We start from the raw sequence: 1216 nt of genomic DNA on the forward strand, positions 1-1216 counted from the left end.
AATAAGATACAGCGTTGGTGTTAGAGACGAAAATTATGAGGGACCATTCAGCATTGCATTTCGTTCTAAAGCAATTGAAGCTGGAACTGGCTCTGGATTTCCCCAAACAATTGTCGGATTTGATGCTTCAAAATGTGATGATCATTTTTCCATTGATACAGTAAAACCAGAGAGCGCCTACTCTTTAATAATCATTAAAGAATAGCCTGAACTAGGTTGAATAGTTTCCACTGAGGTATAACTTGTATTACATAGCGATGCATCGCAAGTGACTTTTGTTTTACCTCCCCATCGAGCACCGTCTGAAATAAGGTTTGTGTTTCCTTCTTTCGTAAAGGCACCGGTGGTCGTGTCATTCACACCATAGAATGAACCCGTTATATTAGGTCTGGCCTAATATCAGTGGTAAGGTTGGACCTATTGACGGTGTCTATGAGGGTTCGTTTTATAAGGGGGATAGCATGTCCTACGGCGCGACAAGTTCGAGTGGAAGTCGATATAAAGCAAATTTTGATGCGTCCCTGTCGTCTTCTATCTTTGGTGCAGATTCGACAATTCAGCCTAACAGCTCTTATGCCTTGATGATAATTAAAGAGTAAGAGCTGATCGGTTGAATAGTTGAAGATGTTCCATATACATCAGAAATTCTTTCGGCGCTAAAGTCGACCATATTGTTGGTACTCTCAAATTCACCAGCACCGTAAGTCTTAGATTGATGACTTCCTGTTCTTTGGAATGCTCCCGTGAATAGGCTTGGCTCATTTCCGGTTAGTCCTGGGCACATTAATCCTCCTGTGATATTAGGCCTAATATCAGCGGTAGTTTCTCTTTGCCAGGAACTGAATCGCCAGGTAAAACATCTCATACAGGGGTTTTTACAGTTCCTGGGAAAACAACAGGAGACTATGCTTCAGGGCACGTTTCTGGTGGTGGTAATCCTATTGTTTATTTAGATTCGACTTTAGCCTCAACTGTTTACAAAGAAATAAATGAAATTCGCCCTAATGCTTATTATTGCTTAATGATTATTAAAGCATGACCGCTTAACGGTTGAATGGTTGATCCAGAATAAATAGCATTTGAATCTAATGCACTAAACGAAAATTTTGGTCTTGTACTACTATATGAGACCGATTCACCTCGCCCACCGGCATCAGATAATGTAAAGGCTCCGGACGCACTGTTCTCACCAGAAAAAGCCGTGTAAACAACAATG

General features: G+C 41.0%; 3 protein-coding genes. 2 read left to right on the forward strand and 1 reads right to left on the reverse strand.

What is annotated here, in order from left to right; all coding sequences use genetic code 11:
* Positions 1-205 (forward strand): hypothetical protein (locus tag M3080_RS09095; RefSeq protein WP_249092809.1); only part of this gene is annotated, 205 nt, incomplete at its 5' end.
* 624 nt (positions 206-829) lie between these two features.
* Positions 830-1039, forward strand: a complete 210-nt coding sequence (locus tag M3080_RS09100) for a hypothetical protein (RefSeq protein WP_249092810.1) — start codon at positions 830-832, stop codon at positions 1037-1039.
* On the opposite strand, the gene M3080_RS09105 is transcribed toward M3080_RS09100, so the two are convergent.
* Positions 1012-1216: hypothetical protein (locus M3080_RS09105; protein WP_249092811.1), on the reverse strand; the 205-nt coding region annotated here is incomplete at its 5' end. The genes M3080_RS09100 and M3080_RS09105 overlap by 28 nt on opposite strands.

It is taken from the genome of Parasutterella secunda (assembly GCF_023336895.1).
Classification (GTDB): Bacteria; Pseudomonadota; Gammaproteobacteria; order Burkholderiales; family Burkholderiaceae_F; genus Aphodousia; species Aphodousia faecalis.